Genomic DNA, 18,108 nt, shown 5'->3' on the forward strand with positions numbered 1-18,108 from the left:
GCGGTCTTGAGTTTGGTTTCACACTGTGCGGCAATCAGCACACACAGCGTGAATGATATAGTGTAGACGCTGAACGATTACTCAGCAGCTTGCGGCATTTTACCCTTCTGCGCGGCACGTTCTGTCAGACGCTTCTCAAAATTGGCATTAAACTGCTTTTTCTGTTCCGGGGTCAGAATGTTGTAAATCTTGTTCTGGGTTTCCATATGCGCCAGCATGTTGGCTTTGCGCTGTTCTTCCATCTTCGCAATCTGCGCTTCCGCTTTCGCTTTATCAAAGCTATCGCTGGCGATGATGTCGTGCATTGCGCGGCGCTCTTCCAGCGGCGGACGTTTCATCTGATCGCGCTGACCTTTCATGATCTCGCGAATCTGCTGTTTCTGCGCATCGGTCAGGTTCAGGTCTTTAAACATCATGTCATGATGCGGGGCAAACTTACCGTTGTGGTGCATCATTGGTTTGGCATCAGCTGGCGCAGCTGTTGTCGTGTCAGCGGCGTGGGCCAGGTTTGCAGCGCCCAGCGCCAGGGTAGAGGCAACAAACAGAGCAGTCAGTTTACGCATAATTTCTATCCTTTCTTTCAGTTATTTTTACGACACTCATGCGACTCTTATGCAATGTGATGTCGTGTTGACGAGATTAACTTTACCGGCTTAAGCGTCAATTAATCAGAGCAACGGTAAAACAATGAAAGTGTAAAAAACAAACTTTCATCAATTATGGAGAAAAAAAGAATAAATTGCGCAGAGTTGCAATAAAAAATTACAACAGGATGATTTTGAAGGGATTATGAAGAACTATACCTCATCCCTGATTATTAAGAAAGCAATTCACCAGGAATAATCCGCAATAAATAAAAACAGCACGTAAAAATAAGCCCTTAGGGATAAACCAAAAGGGCATATATATTTGTCACAATTTTTCGAGCATCAATCCGGCACGTAAACCACAGGCCACGTTTGGATTTGGAAAAAGAACGTATTCAACATCATGGGTGACGGTAAAACGTTCATCACCGTCCTGCGCCAGCAAGGTGCCCTCTGTAAAAGGGGTAAAGTTGAGCGTCTGGTTATCCATGTGAAGAATGAAATCGTCGCTACGCCGCGTGATTTGCGACACCACGCGGTAACGCAGCGGAGATGTTTCTCCCGGTGACATTCGCTCGCCCTGCAGCAGCTTCGCCAGCGCATCTGCCGTCTGCGCAAACTGAGTCAGATCGTTTTGTCCAAACGGCAGCGCTTTACCCAGTTCCAGCGTGCAGGCCAGCGCGCCAAAATGTTCAGCGCTAAAATGGGTGAACGTGCCGCCAGGTGTCTGATGGAAAACCAGCGCCTCCAGCCCTGCCTCTCCCAGCCATCCCAAAAAATCTTCGTCCCAGGCAACGTTGCGTTGTGGCAACACACCAAAGCGCAGATGCTGCGAGCCGCGAATCGCGGTGTGTAGATCCAGATGCCAGCGTACAGGCTCTTTCGCCCGCGAATAAAAACCCTCCAGACACAGCTCAAGCTGATGGGCTCGGTGCGTTTCTTCACTCGCGGCAAAAATCTGCCAACGGCCGCCAAACATACGGTTCAGGTCGCTATGACAATAACGTTGTCCCGCCGCCAGCGCCTGCGGGTTCCCCAGAATCACCAGCAGCCGCCATGTCAACGTTAGTTCACCGCTAAACAGCCTGGAGAGAATTGAATCAAGTATCTCTACCGGGGCCGTTTCATTGCCGTGGATCCCCGCAGACAGCACCAGCGAATATTCCGCCGGAGTGTCCGGCGTCAGCTCCAGAATCCCATGACCAATCCACTGCCAGGAAAAGCCGCGAGCTGTGCCCTCGGTTGTCTCGGGGGTTATCCCTGCCAGCGTCTGGGCCAGAAAATTATCCATGGCTGGTCCTCTCCTGCTGGAAGGGATACACAGAGCCGAGGTTGAGCAATTGCGTCAACGTATCCAGCGCTTCACGCCCCTCACGCAACAGCTGCGGGTCGGCAAGGTCGGCGGCGGTAAGACGATCGCGATAGTAACGGTCGACCCAATTATTCAGCGTGTTAAACAGCGTATCGTTCATGATAACCGCCGGATTTACGGCCTGCAGCTCCTGTGGCGTAAGCACCACTCTCAGGCGCAGACATGCCGGACCGCCGCCATTGGACATACTTTCACGCAGATCGAATACCTGCAGGTCATCGATCGGATTGTCTTCCTCGAGCAGACGGTTCAAATACCGCCACACGCCCGCATGCTCCCGACACTCCTGCGGCAGGACCAGCATCATCGAACCGTCATCACGGCTCAGTAACTGGCTGTTAAACAGATAGGTAGTCACCGCATCCTGCACCGACACTTCCGCAGCCGGGACTTCCAGCGGGGTAAAACCTGCCACCTGACTGCGTAACTGCTCGAACAACGCCTGCTGTCTGGCAAACGCCAACTGATGACAAAACAGTACCTGGCGATTCGACACCGCAATCACATCGTTATGAAACACGCCAAGATCGATAACGTCCGGGTTTTGCTGGGCAAAAATGCGCTGATGCGGGTTAACCTGATTCAGTCGGGCGACCGCCTCGCTGGCCTCACGGGATTGCCTCGCCGGATAGCGCTTCGGATGGGACGCATTCCCTTCTTCACGACCGTAAACAAACAGCTGTACGCCAGGGTCGCCGTAATCCCCGCCGAGGCGGTTATGGTTTGCCGCACCTTCATCACCGAATAGTGCAACCTGGGGTAACGCGCCGTGGACCGTAAAACTATTCTCATCACGGAAAATCGCCCGTAGCAACGCTTCGGTGGTCGGCGCTTCCAGCGAACGGTGAAACTTATTATTCAGATTCGCCACCGTCAGATGCACTTTCCCGTCCAGCGCATCGGCTGAAGGGCAGACCGTTGCCGCATTCGCCACCCACATAGACGATGCGGAGCTGGCGCTGGAGAGCCAGTGAGGCGCCTGACGCGCCACGTTCTCCAGTATCTGTTCGTCGCGGCCGGTAAAGCCCAACTGACGCAGCACCGGAATATACGGCCGCTCATGAGGCGGGATCACCGCCTGGGGAAATCCCGCATCCGCCAGCGCTTTCATCTTTAGCAGACCCTGCTTCGCCGCCAGACGCGGGTTCGATACCTGAAAACGATGTTTGGTTGAGGCCTCATTACCAAATGAAAGCCCCGCATAGTGGTGGGTCAGCCCCACCAGACCATCAAAATTTACCTCACGGGCTTTCATAGCTTATCCTCGCGAGAAAAATCCAGGCCGGGGCTAAGCGTCGTTGGCAGCGTTAAGGCCGGTGATTCCAGACTTGCCATCGGCCAGGCGCAATAATCTGCGGCATACCACGCGCTGGCGCGATGGTTCCCGGAAGCGCCAACGCCGCCAAACGGCGCTGTACTCGCCGCGCCGGTTAACGGCTTATTCCAGTTGACGATCCCGGCCCGCGCCTCGAGCAGCAGTTGATCAAACTGGTTGCGATCGGGGGAAACCAACCCACACGACAATCCAAAGCGGGTGTTGTTCGCCATACGAATTGCGTCATCAAAGCTGTCATAACGCCAGACGCCAAGCAGCGGTCCAAAGACCTCTTCATCGGGTACGTTCGCTGCCCCGGTCAGTTCGATGATCCCTGGGGTGAGCAGTGACGTTCCGGCTTGCACCAGACGTGGCGCTAACAGCGTCCGGCCTCCTAACGACTCCAGACGCTGCCAGGCATCATAGACATGCCGCGCGGCCTGTTCGGAAATCAGCCCGCCAATAAATGGCTGCGGTTCTGCATCCCAGTTGCCGGGCATTAAACGCTGGCTGACGTCCACCAGGCGCGTCAGGAACGCATCCCCCTGCGCGCCTTTTTTAACTAACAGGCGACGGGCGCAGGTACAACGCTGTCCGGCGGTGACAAACGCGGACTGAATAGTCAGATGCACTGCGGCATCAATATCTTCCGGGTTCTCAATAATCAGCGGGTTGTTGCCCCCCATCTCCAGAGCGAGGATTTTTTCCGGCTGGCCGGATAGCTGTCGATGCAGTTGATAACCCGTATTGGCACTGCCGGTAAACAGCAGGCCATCGAGATCGTCCTGCCCGCTCAGCGCCTGCCCCGTATCGCGACCGCCCTGCACCAGGTTCAGCACACCCGGCGGCAATCCCGCCTGCTCCCACAGCTTTGTCACGGCTTCACCGGTCCACGGCGTCAGCTCGCTGGGTTTGAAAATCAATGTGTTGCCTGCCAGCAGTGCCGGAACAATATGACCATTGGGTAAATGGCCGGGGAAGTTATACGGGCCAAAAACCGCCAGCACGCCGTGCGGGCGATGGCGCAACGTCGCTGCGCCATCCGGTAATTCGCTGTGCTGCTCTCCGGTACGCGCATGCCAGGCTTTCACGGAGATGGCAATTTTATTGATCATCGCCGTCAGTTCCGTGGCAGCTTCCCAACGGGGTTTGCCGGTTTCCCGGGCGATAATCTGTGTGAGTTCGGCTTTATTGCTTTCCAGCAATGAGGCAAATTTTTCAACAATGGCCTGGCGTGCACCAAAGGGCTGTTTAGCCCAACCGGCAAAGGCTGCGCGCGCTGCCCGGCACGCCTGCGCTACCTGGGCTGCATCGGCATCATTCCCCTGCCACAGCACATCACCGCTTACGGGATTGGTTTTCACCCGACGCTCGCCCAGCCCCGTCACCCAGTCGCCGTTTATCCATAATGTCATGCTGTTTTCTCCTCTGCACAAAGACGCACAAAACGTACATGATCGCCCGCGTGACATTTCAGGGCGTCCAGTTGCGCCGCCGTCAGTACCAGACGCTGAGTATCCGGGTCGGCACGAACCAACATGACGCGGAAGTTTTGATAATTTTCATTGGCAACCAGACAAGCAGGATAGTCGCCTGGCGCAGGCTGCCCTTCAGCCACCTCCACCAGCCTGCTTTTACGGATAGCCCGTACCCGGTCAATATCGCACTCCAGGGTCGGTCCACCGTCGAAAATATCGACGTAGTTGCGGTAGCGAAATCCTTCTTTCTCCAGCACCGCCCGCGCAGGAGCCGTTTGCGGATGCACCTGACCAATCACGCTCTGCGCTTCGTCAGACAGGAAATGGGTATAAATCGGATGCTTAGGCATCAGTTCAGCAATAAAGGCTTTTTGCCCGGTTCCGCAGAGAAAATCCGCCCGGCTGAACTCCATTGAGAAAAAACGTTTGCCGAGGCTTTGCCAAAACGGAGAGTAGCCGTGTTCATCGATCACGCCGCGCATCTCGGCCACGACCTTCTCATTGAACCGGTCACGAAAGGCCGCCATAAACATAAAGCGCGACTTCGACAACAAATAGCCGTTGCCTTCTTTACGCCAGTCCGGATCGAGAAACAGAGAACAAAGTTCGCTACTGCCCGTGTGATCGTTACTCAGAAACAGCGTCGGCAGCGCGTTATACACGTTCAGCTCTTTCGAAGCATGCACCAGTGTACCGACCCGGTAGTTGTACCAGGGATCGTTAAGCCCTACCGCCACCTCAATGGCGCAAATCCCCGCCACGGTTCCGCTGGCGCTGTCTTCAAGCACAAACACATATCCCTGCTCACTTTTGGGCAACTCACCGCGCCAGGTTTGTAGCGAACGTTCGATACGCGCCATCAGCGTAGCTTCATTCGCCGGTAGCGAGGTCAACCCGCCGCCGGTCTTACTGGCAAGCTGCATCAGCGCGGTGATATCAGCGCGTTCAATGGGACGAATCACCATCATGATGAACCTCCTGCTTTAATGCGTTCGCAGGCCAGCGCAAAGCGATCCAGTCCGGTGGCGATTTCTTCTTCGCTGACGTTTAACGCTGGCGCAAACCGCACCACATTAGCGCCAGCAATCAGCACCATCACTCCGGCAACCGCCGCTTCTTGCGAGATGAGTTTTGCTTTCCCGGCAAATTCCGCGTTCAGCACACAGCCAATCAGCAGTCCGAGTCCACGAATTTCACTAAACAGTCCAAAACGTTCGTTAATGGCGTTAATACGCTCCACAAACCAGTCGTGGCGCTGTTTCACTCCGTTAAGCATTTCCGGCGTGTTAACAATTTCCAGCAGTTTTCCCGCCACCGCAGTGGCCAGCGGGTTTCCGCCGTAGGTTGTACCGTGCGTACCGACCGTCATCACACTGGCGCAACGCTCTGTCGCCAGCAGTGCGCCGATAGGGAAACCACCGCCCAGCGCTTTTGCTGTCGTCAGCAGGTCCGGCGTAACGCCGTAGTGCATGTAGGCATACAGTTCGCCGGTACGGCCAACCCCGGTCTGAACTTCATCAAAAATCAACAGCGCATTATGGCGATCGCATAATTCACGCAGCCCCTGCAAAAAGGCGTTTGTTGCCGGCACTACGCCGCCTTCCCCCTGCACCGGCTCCACAATAACCGCACAGGTGTTGTCATCAATCAGTTGGCTGGCAGAGTCGAGATCGTTATACACGGCATGGCGGATATCCGGCGGCAGCGGCGCGAAGTCCTGTGAATAGGCGGGCTGTCCTCCGGCGCTGACGGTAAACAGCGTGCGACCATGGAAAGCATTTTTAAAAGCCACAATGCCGCTCTTCTGGCTACCAAAACGATCGTGGGCATATTTACGTGCCAGTTTTAATGCCGCTTCGTTAGCTTCTGCGCCAGAGTTACAGAAGAAAATGCGCTCGGCAAAAGTGGCATCAATCAGCTTTTTCGCCAGGCGCAGCACCGGCTCGTTGGTGTAGCCATTTCCCGTATGCCAGAATTTGCTCGCCTGGTCGTTTAATGCCTCGCGCAATGCCGGATGTGCATGACCCAGCGCGTTAACCGCAATGCCTCCCGCGAAATCGATATACTCTTTACCCTGCTGATCCCACAGACGTGAACCTTCGCCACGCACCGGAATAAAAGGGGCCGGAGCGTATACGGGCATCATCCATTCATCAAAATTTTCACGCGTAATTGACAGAGACATAGCGACCTCAACGGTAAATAAAAGGTTATTTATATGTTAATAAATATAGTGTTTGCGGTGTAAATGTAGATTGCAGGCTTCGTGCCAGCCAGCGAAAAAAGTGCATAAACGGAGGGCGGTGACGGAATATCAACGAGTTACAACCTGACGATATTCACTGTATGTGCATATAAAGTGAATATGTTTGCGTACCAGATGACTAAACAGAGGAAAAAACGCAATTTTATTCAGTCGCCAAATATAATTCTGGAATTGTGATCGTATACGAAATTTATCGGAAATTATTGCTCTCTTCCGACGCGCTACGCGCCAAAACGGTGCAGTTTTTGCTCCATCGTTAACACCATTAGCAATCATTGTTGGAATCAGGTGACAAGAAGCAGTCAGCCTGCAGAAATTCTGCTACCATCCTTGCACTATTCATCTTGCAAAGTGACAGCGACTATGAAATTTGTCTCTTTTAATATCAACGGCCTGCGTGCCCGTCCCCATCAACTGGCAGCCATTGTCGAAAAACACCAACCGGATGTTATTGGCTTACAGGAGACAAAAGTCCACGACGATATGTTCCCTCTCGAAGAGGTAGCAAAGCTGGGTTATAACGTCTTTTATCACGGTCAGAAAGGCCACTACGGCGTAGCACTATTAACGAAAGAAACGCCGATTGCGGTGCGTCGTGGCTTCCCGGGTGATGGCGAAGAAGCGCAGCGTCGTATCATCATGGCGGAAATTCCGTCGCCTCTGGGCAGCATCACTGTGATCAACGGCTATTTCCCGCAGGGCGAAAGCCGTGACCATGAAACCAAGTTCCCGGCCAAAGCCGCGTTTTATCAGAACCTACAAAACTACCTGGAGACTGAACTGAAGCGCGACAATCCGGTATTGATCATGGGTGATATGAATATCAGCCCAACCGACCTCGATATCGGTATTGGCGAAGAGAACCGTAAACGCTGGCTGCGTACCGGCAAATGTTCCTTCCTGCCAGAAGAGCGCGAGTGGATGGAACGTCTGCTGGGCTGGGGCCTGGTAGATACCTACCGTCACGCCTGGCCTGAAAAGAACGACCAGTTCTCGTGGTTTGATTACCGCTCAAAAGGCTTTGACGATAACCGTGGCCTGCGTATCGATCTGCTGCTGGCGAGCAAACCGCTGGCGGAGCGCTGCGAAGAAACCGGCATCGACTATGAAATCCGCAGCATGGAAAAGCCGTCCGACCATGCGCCTGTATGGGCTAAATTCCGCGTCTGATCGTCTGCGTATTTTCACTCTCCGGGCCAGGCCTGGAGAGTCTGTTTATTCTGTGCAAAATCAATAAAGCCACGGTAATACATTGTTGCGGCCGGAAATTTATTATATCTTCGCGCGCACTTTTCGCTGACGAAAACGCTACATTGCATTCGGTTTTACAGGAGAACCCCCATGAAAAAGAAGTTCGCATAACGCAGAATATCGGCTGCTAATTGTTGCGGTATTGTTCTGCGTTCTGGCGGGAGTTTTCCATCATTACGGTCTGACCGATCTGATCACCAATTTCCATCATTTACAAGATGTCATCCGCCAAAGCGGCCTGTTCGGCTATACCCTTTATATCCTGCTGTTTATAGTTGCCGCGCTGTGTCTGATCCCTGGCAGCATTCTGGTGATCGTCGGCGGTGTGCTGTTTGGCCCGGTGACAGGGACGCTTATCTCGTTAGTGGCGGCAACCATAGCTTCGGCGCTGTCGTTTATGCTGGCTCGCTGGCTTGGGCGGGAATTACTGCTGAAATACGTTGGCCACACGGCAACGTTTCAGGCTATCGAAAAAGGCATTGCCCATAGTGGAGTAGACTTTCTGATCCTGACCCGGCTCGTGCCACTGTTCCCCTATAACATTCAAAACTATGCCTATGGGCTGACGGCCATTCCGTTCTGGTCATTTACCGTGATATCTGCGCTAACCACCTTGCCCGGCATCTTTATCTATACGCTGATGTCGCACGAACTGGCCAGCGAAGGGATTAGCTGGGCATTTATCGGTAAGCTCAGCGTTGCGGGGCTGGCGCTATTCGTCCTCGTTCAGGCCGCCAAAGCCTGGGCGCGACATAAACATGTCGATCCGGCGCCCGGTCACGAGTACGCGGGTAAATGATCAAGATGAATAAAGCGCGGCGGACACGCTATTACCGTATTAGCTTGCTTGCCCTGCTGCTGCTCGCCCTGATGGCGTGGGCGTGGATACCTGGCGTGAGTGATTTTCTTCACGCCAGCCTGGCGGCATTTACCACGCTCGATCAGCATGCTCTTGAGAACTTCATTCGTTCTTACGGAACCCAGGCGGCGGTCGTGTCGTTCTTCCTGATGATCTTACAGGCCATCGTCGCGCCGCTTCCCGCCTTTGTGATCACCTTTGCCAATGCCTCGCTGTTTGGCGCATTTTGGGGCGGCGTTCTGTCCTGGAGCAGCGCGATGGCTGGCGCGGCGCTGTGCTTTTTTATTGCCCGTGTTTTAGGTCGCAGCGCGGTGGAAAAACTGACCGGAAAAACGGTGCTGAACAACATGGACACTTTTTTCGAGCGCTATGGCAAGCACACAATTCTTGTCTGTCGCCTGTTACCTTTTGTGCCGTTCGACCCGGTAAGCTACGCAGCAGGCCTGACCTCGATTCGTTTTCGCCATTTCTTCATCGCCACCGGCATCGGTCAGTTACCGGCCACTATCGTCTATTCATGGGCTGGTAGCCTGTTAACCGGCGGCACATTTTGGTTTGTTACCGGCCTGTTCATCCTGTTCGCTCTGAGCGTGGTGATTGCCGTGGCCAGAAGCCTTTATCTTGAGCATCAACGGAAAAAGACCTGAGTCTTTCCCCCATTTTTAGCAATGGAGATATTATGCGTTACTGCTTATTGTGCCTGAGTTTGCTGCTCTCTCCGCTGGCGGCTTTCGCCGAGGACGCCAGTTGGCAGCAAATCAAAAATGACGCCCGCGGTCAGACGGTGTGGTTCAACGCCTGGGGTGGCGACAACGCAGTTAACCAGTATCTCGACTGGGTTAGCGGCGAGATGAAATCGCACTATGCCATTAACCTGAAAATCGTACGCCTGGCGGATGCCGCCGACGCCGTAAAACGTATCCAGACGGAAGCGGCATCTGGGCGAAAAACCGGTGGCTCGGTCGATTTACTGTGGGTGAACGGCGAAAATTTCCGCACGCTGAAAGAAGCCGGGCTGCTACAGACCCAGTGGGCACAAACGCTGCCTAACTGGCGCTATGTTGATACCCAGAAACCGGTGAACGAAGACTTTTCCATTCCAACGGAGGGGGCTGAATCACCGTGGGGCGGCGCACAGCTTACCTTTATTGCCAGGCACGATCTCACCGCGCAGCCGCCGCAATCCCCGCAGGCACTGCTTGAGTTTGCCCAGGCGCACCCTGGCACGGTGACCTATCCGCGTCCGCCAGACTTTACCGGAACGGCTTTTCTTGAGCAGTTGTTAATTTCGCTCACCAACAAGCCGCAGGCGCTGAAAATAGCGCCAGATACGTCCACATTCGCCGACGTTACCGCTCCATTGTGGCATTACCTTGATGCTTTGCATCCTGCCCTGTGGCGCGAAGGTAAAGATTTTCCGCCCACGCCCGCGCGAATGGATGCGCTGCTCAACGGTGGCACCCTGCGTTTATCAATGACCTTTAATCCTGCCCACGCGCAGCAAAAAGTGGCCAGCGGTGAATTACCCAAAAGCAGCTATAGTTTTGGTTTCTCACAGGGCATGCTCGGCAACGTGCATTTTGTCACCATTCCAGCGAATGCGCGTGCCAGCGCCGGAGCGAAAGTCGTGGCAAATTTCCTGCTTTCACCCGAAGCGCAGCTGCGTAAGGCCGACCCGTCAGTCTGGGGAGATCCTTCGGTGCTTGATCCACAAAAATTGCCTGTCGACCAGCGTAATGCGCTGCTGGCGCGGATCCCACAAGGGCTCCCTGCCGTACTGCCAGAACCGCATGCTGCATGGGTAAACGCTCTGGAACAAGAATGGCTACGCCGCTACGGTACACATTAATTCTGCTACTCTGGGCCATCATGGCGGGCGTTTATCTGCCGCTGGCGCCAGCGGCTTTTTCTCTGATAACGCCGGCGCTGAGCACCAGACACTGGCTGGCGCTATTTAGCGATCCTCAACTCCCGCAGGCGTTACTGGCAACGCTGGTTTCCGTAAGCCTCGCGGCTGGTGGCGCGCTGATCATCGCCCTGCTGGCGATCCTCGCCTTATGGCCCGGCGCAGGCTGGGCGCGTCTGTGCACGCGTCTTCCGTGGCTGCTGGCGATTCCACATGTTGCCTTCGCCACCAGCGTGCTGTTGGTTTTTGCCGAAGGCGGCATGCTCTGGCAATGGCTCCCGTTTCTCAGCCCCCAGCCTGACCGCTACGGCATTGGGCTTGGCGTGACGCTGGCGGTAAAAGAGAGTGCCTTTTTGTTATGGATCCTCTCAGCTCTGCTGAGTGAAAAACAGCTTTCGCAGCAGGTTATCGTCCTGGATTCGCTGGGTTACAGCCGACTGCAATGCCTGAACTGGCTGGTTCTGCCCTCTCTCGCCCCCGCGTTAGGCAAAGCCATGCTGGCAATCGTCGCCTGGTCGCTCTCGGTAGTGGATGTAGCAATCGTCCTTGGTCCCGGAAACCCACCAACGCTTGCCGTGTTGAGCTGGCAATGGCTCAGTCAGGGCGATGCCGAGCAACAGGCTAAAGGAGCACTCGCCAGCCTGCTGCTGGTACTGCTGCTACTCATCATCGCGCTGGCGGGGTATCTGCTCTGGCGCGCCTGGCAACGCACTATTCCCGCAGTAAACGGGGAACGCCTGCGTTTTTCATCCTGTACAATCGGACGTTCGCTGGTACAACTTTTGCCCTTTGGCGGTGTGGTGTGCGCGCTGGTTCTGGCGCTGATCGCCAGCTATTCGTCGCTAAATAGCGAGGCGCTCAGCAATAGCCTGCAACTGGGGCTTCTCTCCAGCGTGCTGGCGCTGCTGATACTTTTTGCCTGGCTGGAATGGGGTCCACAAACCGGACACCGTTGGGTCTGGCTACCGCTCATTTTGCCTGCGCTGCCGCTGGTGACTGGACAGTATCTGTTGGCGTTATATGCCGGACAGGATGGGCTGATGATAACCATTGTCTGGGGACACCTGCTGTGGGTGATGCCATGGATGCTGTTTGTGCTCAAACCGGCGTGGCAACGCATTGACCCACGATTGATTTTGATTGCGCAAACGCTGGGTTGGACCCGGGGGCGCATATTCTGGCAAGTAAAATGTCCGCAGCTGGCGCGCCCGGCGCTGGTTGCCTTCGCGGTAGGGTTCTCAGTCAGTATCGCCCAGTATATGCCGACGCTGTGGTTAGGCGCCGGGCGCTATCCCACGCTGACCACCGAAGCGGTGGCATTAAGCAGCGGCGGTAGCACCGCCATTCTGGCAACCCAGGCGCTATGGCAGCTTCTGTTACCGCTTATAATTTTCGCACTGGCGGCGTTTCTCGCTGCGTGGATTGGCCGCTTTCGACAAGGACTCCGCTAATGCTCATTGTACAAAGCGTCTCGTTGTACCAGGGTACGACAGCGCTACTGAAGGACGTTAATTTCCAGGTTAATAAAAGTGACATTGTCACCATTATGGGACCTTCCGGCAGCGGTAAGTCTTCGTTATTTTCGTGGATGATCGGGGCGTTGTCTCCTCAGTTTCAGGCGTCAGGCGAACTGTGGCTCAACGAACAGCGCGTAGACACACTGCCTACCGCGCAGCGCCAGATTGGCATTCTGTTTCAGGATGCGCTGCTGTTTGACCATTTCAGCGTTGGGCAGAATTTACTGCTGGCCTTACCCGCCAGCGTGCAAGGTCCCGCCAGACGCCATGAAGTGGAAAGCGCCCTCGCACGCGCGGGCCTGGCAGGATTTTATTCACGCGATCCGGCTTCGCTCTCCGGCGGGCAACGCTCGCGTGTCGCCCTGCTTCGCGCGCTGCTGGCGCAACCCCAGGCGCTGTTACTCGATGAACCCTTTAACAGGCTGGATGCGCCGCTGCGCGATACCTTTCGCCAGTGGGTCTTCACCGAGGTACGTAAACTGGGTATTCCGGTGGTCCAGGTTACCCACGATGCGCAGGACGTTCCGCCAGCAGGTCGCGTATTACAGATGGAAAACTGGGCGTGAATGTGGCGATATGCTGCGTTAACGCAAGGTTTTTACTTAACTGGCGGCACAGAATGTCGTCCTCTTTTTCAACGTCGGGCTATTCGATGAAACGTGTTTCTCAAATGACCGCGCTGGCACTGGCTTTAGGGCTCGCTTGCGCTTCTTCCTGGGCTGCTGAAACAGCACAGACGCTCACCCTCAACCAGTTACAGCAAAAGCAAGGCGCGGCGATCGATACCCGTCAGAGCGCTTTTTACAACGGCTGGCCGCAATCGCTTAATGGTCCTTCAGGACACGAGCCTTCCGCACTGAACCTGTCTGCCGCCTGGCTCGACAAGATGAATGATGAACAACTCAGCGCCTGGGTTAAGGCGCATCACCTGAAAACCGACGCGCCGGTGGCATTGTATGGCAGCGATACTGACATGCAGGCCGTCAAATCCCGCCTGCAGAAAGTCGGCTTTAACGCTATCTTAACCCTCAGCGATGCGCTTACGGACCCTGCCCGCCTGCAACGTCTGCCGCACTTCGAACAGTTGGTTTACCCGCAGTGGCTGCACGACCTTCAGCAGGGTAAAGAGGTGACCGCCAAACCGGCCGGTGACTGGAAAGTGATTGAAGCCGCCTGGGGCGCGCCGAAGTTGTATCTGCTCAGCCATATCCCTGGCGCGGGCTACATTGATACCAACGAAGTCGAAAGCGAACCGCTGTGGAATAAAGTGTCCGACGCGCAGCTCAAAGCGATGCTGGCGAAACACGGCATCCGCCACGACACCACGGTGATTTTATACGGCCGCGATGTCTACGCCGCCGCGCGCGTGGCACAAATTATGCTGTATGCAGGTGTGAAAGATGTTCGTCTGCTCGACGGCGGCTGGCAGACCTGGTCTGACTCAGGTTTACCGGTCGAACGCGGTACGGCACCAACGGTGAAGCCTGAACCTGATTTCGGCGTGACGATCCCTGCCCAACCGCAACTGATGCTGGATATGGAACAGGCTCGCGGGCTGCTGCATCGCCAGGATGCGTCTTTGGTGAGCATTCGTTCATGGCCGGAATTTATCGGTACGACCAGTGGCTATAGCTACATTAAGCCAAAAGGTGAGATCGCAGGGGCGCGTTGGGGCCATGCAGGCAGCGACTCCACCCACATGGAAGATTTCCATAATCCGGATGGCACCATGCGCAGCGCCGATGACATCGCCGCCATGTGGAAGCAATGGAATATCCTGCCAGAGCAACAGGTCTCATTCTATTGTGGTACCGGCTGGCGTGCTTCGGAAACGTTTATGTATGCCCGCGCAATGGGCTGGAAAAACGTCTCCGTCTACGACGGCGGCTGGTATGAGTGGAGCAGCTCTCCGAAAAACCCGATCGCCAGCGGTGAACGGGGTCCGGACACCAGCAAGTAAGATTGTCATTGTTGCCGGATGCAGCGAGAACGCTTTACCCAGCCTACATAAACCATCGTTGTAGGCCGAATAAGCGAAGCGCATCCGGCAACGCACTACGTTACGCCTGACCCTGGACCGCTTTCAGCGTCAGATATCCGCTCCAGATCCGGGTGAACGTCGTCATCCAGCACAGCGCGCCAAAGACCCACGCCATTACGGCAAAATATTCCGGGAACAGACATCCCAACACAAACAGCAAAATCGTCTCGGTTCCTTCAGTCAGTCCGCCCAGATAATAAAACGATTTATGCGCATAACCGGGGTTATCAATCTGATGCTTTGCCGCCAGCGCGGCGAAGGCCAGAAAGCTGCTGCCGGTGCCAATAAACGCGAACAACAGCCAACCGCCTGCCAGCGCATTTTGCGCCGGCGCAGCAAGAATAAAACCAAACGGCACTAAGGCGTAAAACAGAAAATCGAGCGAGATATCGAGAAATCCTCCCGCGTCCGTTAGCCCTCTGCGCCGTGCCAGCGCCCCATCCAGCCCGTCAAACAGCCGATTGAGTACAATGGCCACCAGCGCCGCCATATACCAGCCTAACGCCAGAAATGGCAACGCCAGCACGCCAATAGCAAAACCGACCAGCGTAAGTCCGTCCGGGGTAATCGCCGGTTGATCAATGATGCCCACGCAGCGATGCAAAAGCGGTTTTAATCGCGGATGAAGATGGCGGTCAAGCATGCGGGCGTCCTTTAAAACTGTCGCACAGTCCCTGGGAGGGAATATCGAGAGCGGCATTAAAACGCGCAGAGAGATTTTGAAACGCAATCAGCGCGGTCATTTCAGTAATGGCGTCATCGGTAAAATACTGCTTCATCTGCGCTTTCAGCGCATCGTCAACCTGTGGTGGCGTTGCGGTGACCGCATCAGCATAGGCCAGCCCTACACGTTCTTCTGCGCTAAATAGCGTTGATTCTTGCCAGTTGGCAACCTGTAAGACTTTATCCAGCGCGCCGCAGCGTTCAGCCAGCCGTAAACTGTTGGCGTCAACGCAGAAAGCGCAGTGGCACATCTGAGAAACGCGGGTCATCAACAGCGCGCGCATCACTGGCGACAGGCGTGCCTTTTTACGCTCCAGAAACCCGACAAACAGCGCCACCAGCCAGAACAGGAACGGCATCCGCCCCCACCAGCGCGTGGGATGCAGCACATCACCATAATGTTTTTTCTGCGTAGCAACGAGCGGTTGCAAACTGGAAGGGATACGCATTAACGGTTTTACCCACGACTGAGGATCGTTCAACGGTGGCTCCTGAATACTTTAGATAAAACAAAGATAACGATAGTATGGCATTTTCTACCGTTAGATCTTGATGAATATAATGAAAACCCTCGACGTGGTCGCCGCTATCATTGAACGTGATGGCAAAATTTTACTGGCTCAACGCCCGCAGCATGCGGATCAGTCAGGTATGTGGGAGTTTGCTGGCGGTAAGGTTGAGCCGGGGGAAAGTCAACCAGAGGCTCTGGTCCGTGAACTGCGTGAAGAGTTGGGCATCGAGGCGGTCGTTGGGCGCTACATTGCCAGCCATCAACGCGAGGTTTCAGGCCGACTCATTCACTTACATGCCTGGCATGTACCGTCATATCAGGGGGAGCTGAAAGTGTATGAACATCAGGATATCGTCTGGTGTTCACCCGAAGAGGCGCTGCGTTATCCGCTGGCGCCTGCCGATATCCCGCTATTAGAAGCGTTTATCCTTTTACGCGACGCCAGACCAGCGGATTCGTGCTGATCGTTTTATCATCGCGCTGGCACTGAAGCAAAACGCCATCCGCTTTAATCACCGCCCCTTCTGAGTAGTTTTGATCCTGATAAATACAGCACTGACTACAGGGTTGCGCCCGCTGACCGCTGGAACTGAACACTTCCGGCGGGACATTCACCTGCACGTCCGGGCGATAGAGCTGATTTGCCAGCGTCGCACTGGACACCAGTGCCAACGCTCCTGCCATGATTATACGGCGCATATTCTTTCCTTTTTGACTGACAGTTATGCTCAGTATAACGGTATAAACCGGCAGAAACTTTAGCCCTTGCCATCATCGCTTTTGGTTATGACCCACGCCGCAATATTAATTTACTTAGCGCGGTTAATTTTTTCTTGCGTCCCGTCACACTGCTGATGTTATAGTCAAAAACTGCAAAACACTTAACACAAAAATCAAAAATATAACCATATCAATACATAAGAGGTACTTATATCTATGGATCAGACATGTTCTCTGGAGTCATTCCTTAACCATGTGCAAAAGCGCGACCCGAATCAGACCGAGTTCGCGCAAGCCGTTCGTGAGGTAATGACGACACTGTGGCCCTTCCTCGAACAAAACCCGCGTTATCGTCAGATGTCGTTGCTGGAACGTCTGGTTGAACCGGAGCGCGTGATCCAGTTCCGCGTCGTCTGGCTGGACGATCGCAATCAGGTGCAGGTCAACCGCGCGTGGCGCGTGCAGTTTAGCTCCGCCATTGGCCCATACAAAGGCGGGATGCGTTTCCACCCTTCCGTGAACCTGTCGATCCTGAAATTCCTTGGCTTCGAGCAAACATTTAAAAACGCCCTCACCACGCTGCCAATGGGCGGGGGTAAAGGCGGGAGCGATTTCGATCCGAAAGGTAAAAGCGAAGGCGAAATCATGCGTTTCTGCCAGGCGCTGATGACCGAACTGTTCCGCCATTTAGGGCCCGATACCGATGTTCCGGCGGGCGATATCGGTGTGGGCGGTCGTGAAGTCGGCTTTATGGCCGGGATGATGAAAAAACTGTCCAACAACAGCGCCTGCGTCTTTACCGGTAAAGGTCTCTCTTTCGGCGGCAGCCTGATTCGCCCGGAAGCTACCGGCTACGGTCTGGTGTACTTCACCGAAGCGATGCTCAAACGCCATGGTCTGGGCTTTGAAGGCATGCGCGTGGCCGTCTCTGGTTCCGGTAACGTGGCGCAATTCGCCATTGAGAAAGCCATGGAGTTTGGCGCGCGAGTAGTCACCGCCTCCGATTCCAGCGGTACCGTGGTCGACGAAAGCGGATTTACCAAAGAAAAACTGGCGCGTCTGTGCGCGATCAAAGACAGCCGCGACGGCCGCGTGGCGGATTACGCCCGCGAATTTGGCCTGACCTATCTGGAGGGCCAACAGCCGTGGTCGGTTCCGGTTGATATCGCCCTGCCGTGCGCCACCCAGAACGAACTTGATGTCGATGCGGCACGCGTGCTGATCGCCAACGGCGTGAAGGCTGTCGCCGAAGGGGCAAACATGCCTACCACCATCGAGGCCACCGATCTGTTCCTGGAAGCCGGTGTATTGTTCGCGCCGGGTAAAGCGGCCAACGCGGGAGGCGTAGCGACATCCGGTCTGGAAATGGCGCAGAACGCCGCGCGTCTGGGCTGGAAAGCGGAGAAAGTGGATGCGCGCCTGCACCACATCATGCTGGATATTCACCATGCCTGCGTCGAGTACGGCGGCGAAAGCAAGCAAACCAACTACGTACGTGGCGCCAACATCGCGGGATTCGTGAAAGTTGCCGACGCGATGTTGGGCCAGGGTGTGATTTAATT

At 55.1% G+C, this 18,108-nt stretch carries 18 protein-coding genes; 9 read left to right on the forward strand and 9 right to left on the reverse strand.

Annotated elements, in window-relative coordinates:
* Positions 1-77 precede the first annotated feature (77 nt).
* The 6 genes from spy to astC all read right to left on the reverse strand — a co-directional run bounded on the left by spy (position 78) and on the right by astC (position 6,937).
* A complete protein-coding gene (gene spy / locus ABIE10_RS04145) occupies positions 78-563 on the reverse strand; it encodes an ATP-independent periplasmic protein-refolding chaperone Spy (protein ID WP_003030629.1) in 486 nt (161 codons plus the stop codon).
* 349 nt (positions 564-912) lie between these two features.
* Positions 913-1,878 carry a succinylglutamate desuccinylase gene (astE, locus tag ABIE10_RS04150; protein WP_049282040.1) on the reverse strand — a complete coding sequence of 322 codons (966 nt, stop codon included), beginning with the start codon at positions 1,876-1,878 and terminating at the stop codon, positions 913-915.
* Positions 1,871-3,214: an N-succinylarginine dihydrolase gene (astB, locus tag ABIE10_RS04155; RefSeq protein WP_202195172.1), complete on the reverse strand. Its 1,344-nt coding sequence runs from the start codon at positions 3,212-3,214 to the stop codon at positions 1,871-1,873. Before astB ends, astE begins: the two co-directional genes overlap by 8 nt.
* A complete protein-coding gene (gene astD, locus ABIE10_RS04160) occupies positions 3,211-4,689 on the reverse strand; it encodes a succinylglutamate-semialdehyde dehydrogenase (RefSeq protein ID WP_429154811.1) in 1,479 nt (492 codons plus the stop codon). Before astD ends, astB begins: the two co-directional genes overlap by 4 nt.
* Entirely contained in the window at positions 4,686-5,720 is a 1,035-nt protein-coding gene (gene astA, locus ABIE10_RS04165; RefSeq protein ID WP_016152846.1) for an arginine N-succinyltransferase, read from the reverse strand. The genes astD and astA overlap by 4 nt, the downstream gene beginning before the upstream one ends.
* Entirely contained in the window at positions 5,717-6,937 is a 1,221-nt protein-coding gene (astC, locus tag ABIE10_RS04170; protein ID WP_169330182.1) for a succinylornithine/acetylornithine transaminase, read from the reverse strand. The genes astA and astC overlap by 4 nt, the downstream gene beginning before the upstream one ends.
* Positions 6,938-7,381: 444 nt before the next feature.
* On the opposite strand from astC, the gene xthA reads away from it, so the two are divergent.
* The 7 genes from xthA (at position 7,382) to ABIE10_RS04205 (ending at position 14,511) form a co-directional block, all read left to right on the forward strand.
* The gene (gene xthA, locus ABIE10_RS04175) at positions 7,382-8,188 is read left to right on the forward strand and encodes an exodeoxyribonuclease III (protein WP_016156323.1); all 807 of its coding nucleotides are present in this window, start codon (positions 7,382-7,384) and stop codon (positions 8,186-8,188) included.
* Positions 8,189-8,411: 223 nt separating this feature from the next.
* The gene (locus ABIE10_RS04180) at positions 8,412-9,068 is read left to right on the forward strand and encodes a TVP38/TMEM64 family protein (protein WP_186336866.1); all 657 of its coding nucleotides are present in this window, start codon (positions 8,412-8,414) and stop codon (positions 9,066-9,068) included.
* Positions 9,065-9,775, forward strand: coding sequence for a TVP38/TMEM64 family protein (locus ABIE10_RS04185; protein WP_047417892.1), 711 nt, complete (start codon positions 9,065-9,067; stop codon positions 9,773-9,775). The genes ABIE10_RS04180 and ABIE10_RS04185 overlap by 4 nt, the downstream gene beginning before the upstream one ends.
* 32 nt (positions 9,776-9,807) lie before the next feature.
* Complete coding sequence (locus ABIE10_RS04190) at positions 9,808-10,977, forward strand: ABC transporter substrate-binding protein (protein WP_286454735.1); 1,170 nt, start codon at positions 9,808-9,810, stop codon at positions 10,975-10,977.
* Positions 10,950-12,485 (forward strand): thiamine ABC transporter permease, encoded by a 1,536-nt coding sequence (locus ABIE10_RS04195; RefSeq protein WP_103766212.1) that lies wholly within the window; start codon positions 10,950-10,952, stop codon positions 12,483-12,485. The genes ABIE10_RS04190 and ABIE10_RS04195 overlap by 28 nt, the downstream gene beginning before the upstream one ends.
* Positions 12,485-13,117 carry an ATP-binding cassette domain-containing protein gene (locus ABIE10_RS04200; protein ID WP_429154815.1) on the forward strand — a complete coding sequence of 211 codons (633 nt, stop codon included), beginning with the start codon at positions 12,485-12,487 and terminating at the stop codon, positions 13,115-13,117. The genes ABIE10_RS04195 and ABIE10_RS04200 overlap by 1 nt, the downstream gene beginning before the upstream one ends.
* Positions 13,118-13,203: 86 nt before the next feature.
* Complete coding sequence (locus tag ABIE10_RS04205) at positions 13,204-14,511, forward strand: sulfurtransferase (RefSeq protein ID WP_429154817.1); 1,308 nt, start codon at positions 13,204-13,206, stop codon at positions 14,509-14,511.
* Positions 14,512-14,611: 100 nt separating this feature from the next.
* Here the strand turns inward: ABIE10_RS04205 and ABIE10_RS04210 are convergent, their stop codons facing one another.
* Positions 14,612-15,235: a CDP-alcohol phosphatidyltransferase family protein gene (locus ABIE10_RS04210; protein ID WP_429154819.1), complete on the reverse strand. Its 624-nt coding sequence runs from the start codon at positions 15,233-15,235 to the stop codon at positions 14,612-14,614.
* A complete protein-coding gene (locus tag ABIE10_RS04215) occupies positions 15,228-15,797 on the reverse strand; it encodes a carboxymuconolactone decarboxylase family protein (protein ID WP_429154821.1) in 570 nt (189 codons plus the stop codon). Before ABIE10_RS04215 ends, ABIE10_RS04210 begins: the two co-directional genes overlap by 8 nt.
* 79 nt (positions 15,798-15,876) lie before the next feature.
* Here ABIE10_RS04215 and ABIE10_RS04220 point away from each other — a divergent pair, with 79 nt between their 5' ends.
* A complete protein-coding gene (locus tag ABIE10_RS04220; RefSeq protein WP_032947020.1) occupies positions 15,877-16,290 on the forward strand; it encodes a pyrimidine (deoxy)nucleoside triphosphate diphosphatase in 414 nt (137 codons plus the stop codon).
* Here ABIE10_RS04220 and ABIE10_RS04225 read toward each other — a convergent pair.
* Positions 16,250-16,525, reverse strand: coding sequence for a YnjH family protein (locus ABIE10_RS04225; protein WP_016152834.1), 276 nt, complete (start codon positions 16,523-16,525; stop codon positions 16,250-16,252). The genes ABIE10_RS04220 and ABIE10_RS04225 overlap by 41 nt on opposite strands.
* Before the next feature lie 237 nt (positions 16,526-16,762).
* Here ABIE10_RS04225 and gdhA point away from each other — a divergent pair, with 237 nt between their 5' ends.
* On the forward strand, positions 16,763-18,106 hold the full coding sequence (gdhA, locus tag ABIE10_RS04230) for an NADP-specific glutamate dehydrogenase (RefSeq protein ID WP_047498892.1): 1,344 nt from the start codon (positions 16,763-16,765) through the stop codon (positions 18,104-18,106).
* Positions 18,107-18,108: the final 2 nt, after the last annotated feature.

Origin of the sequence: Citrobacter sp. 506 (genome assembly GCF_050434985.1) — a bacterium.
Taxonomy (GTDB): Bacteria; Pseudomonadota; Gammaproteobacteria; order Enterobacterales; family Enterobacteriaceae; genus Citrobacter; species Citrobacter braakii.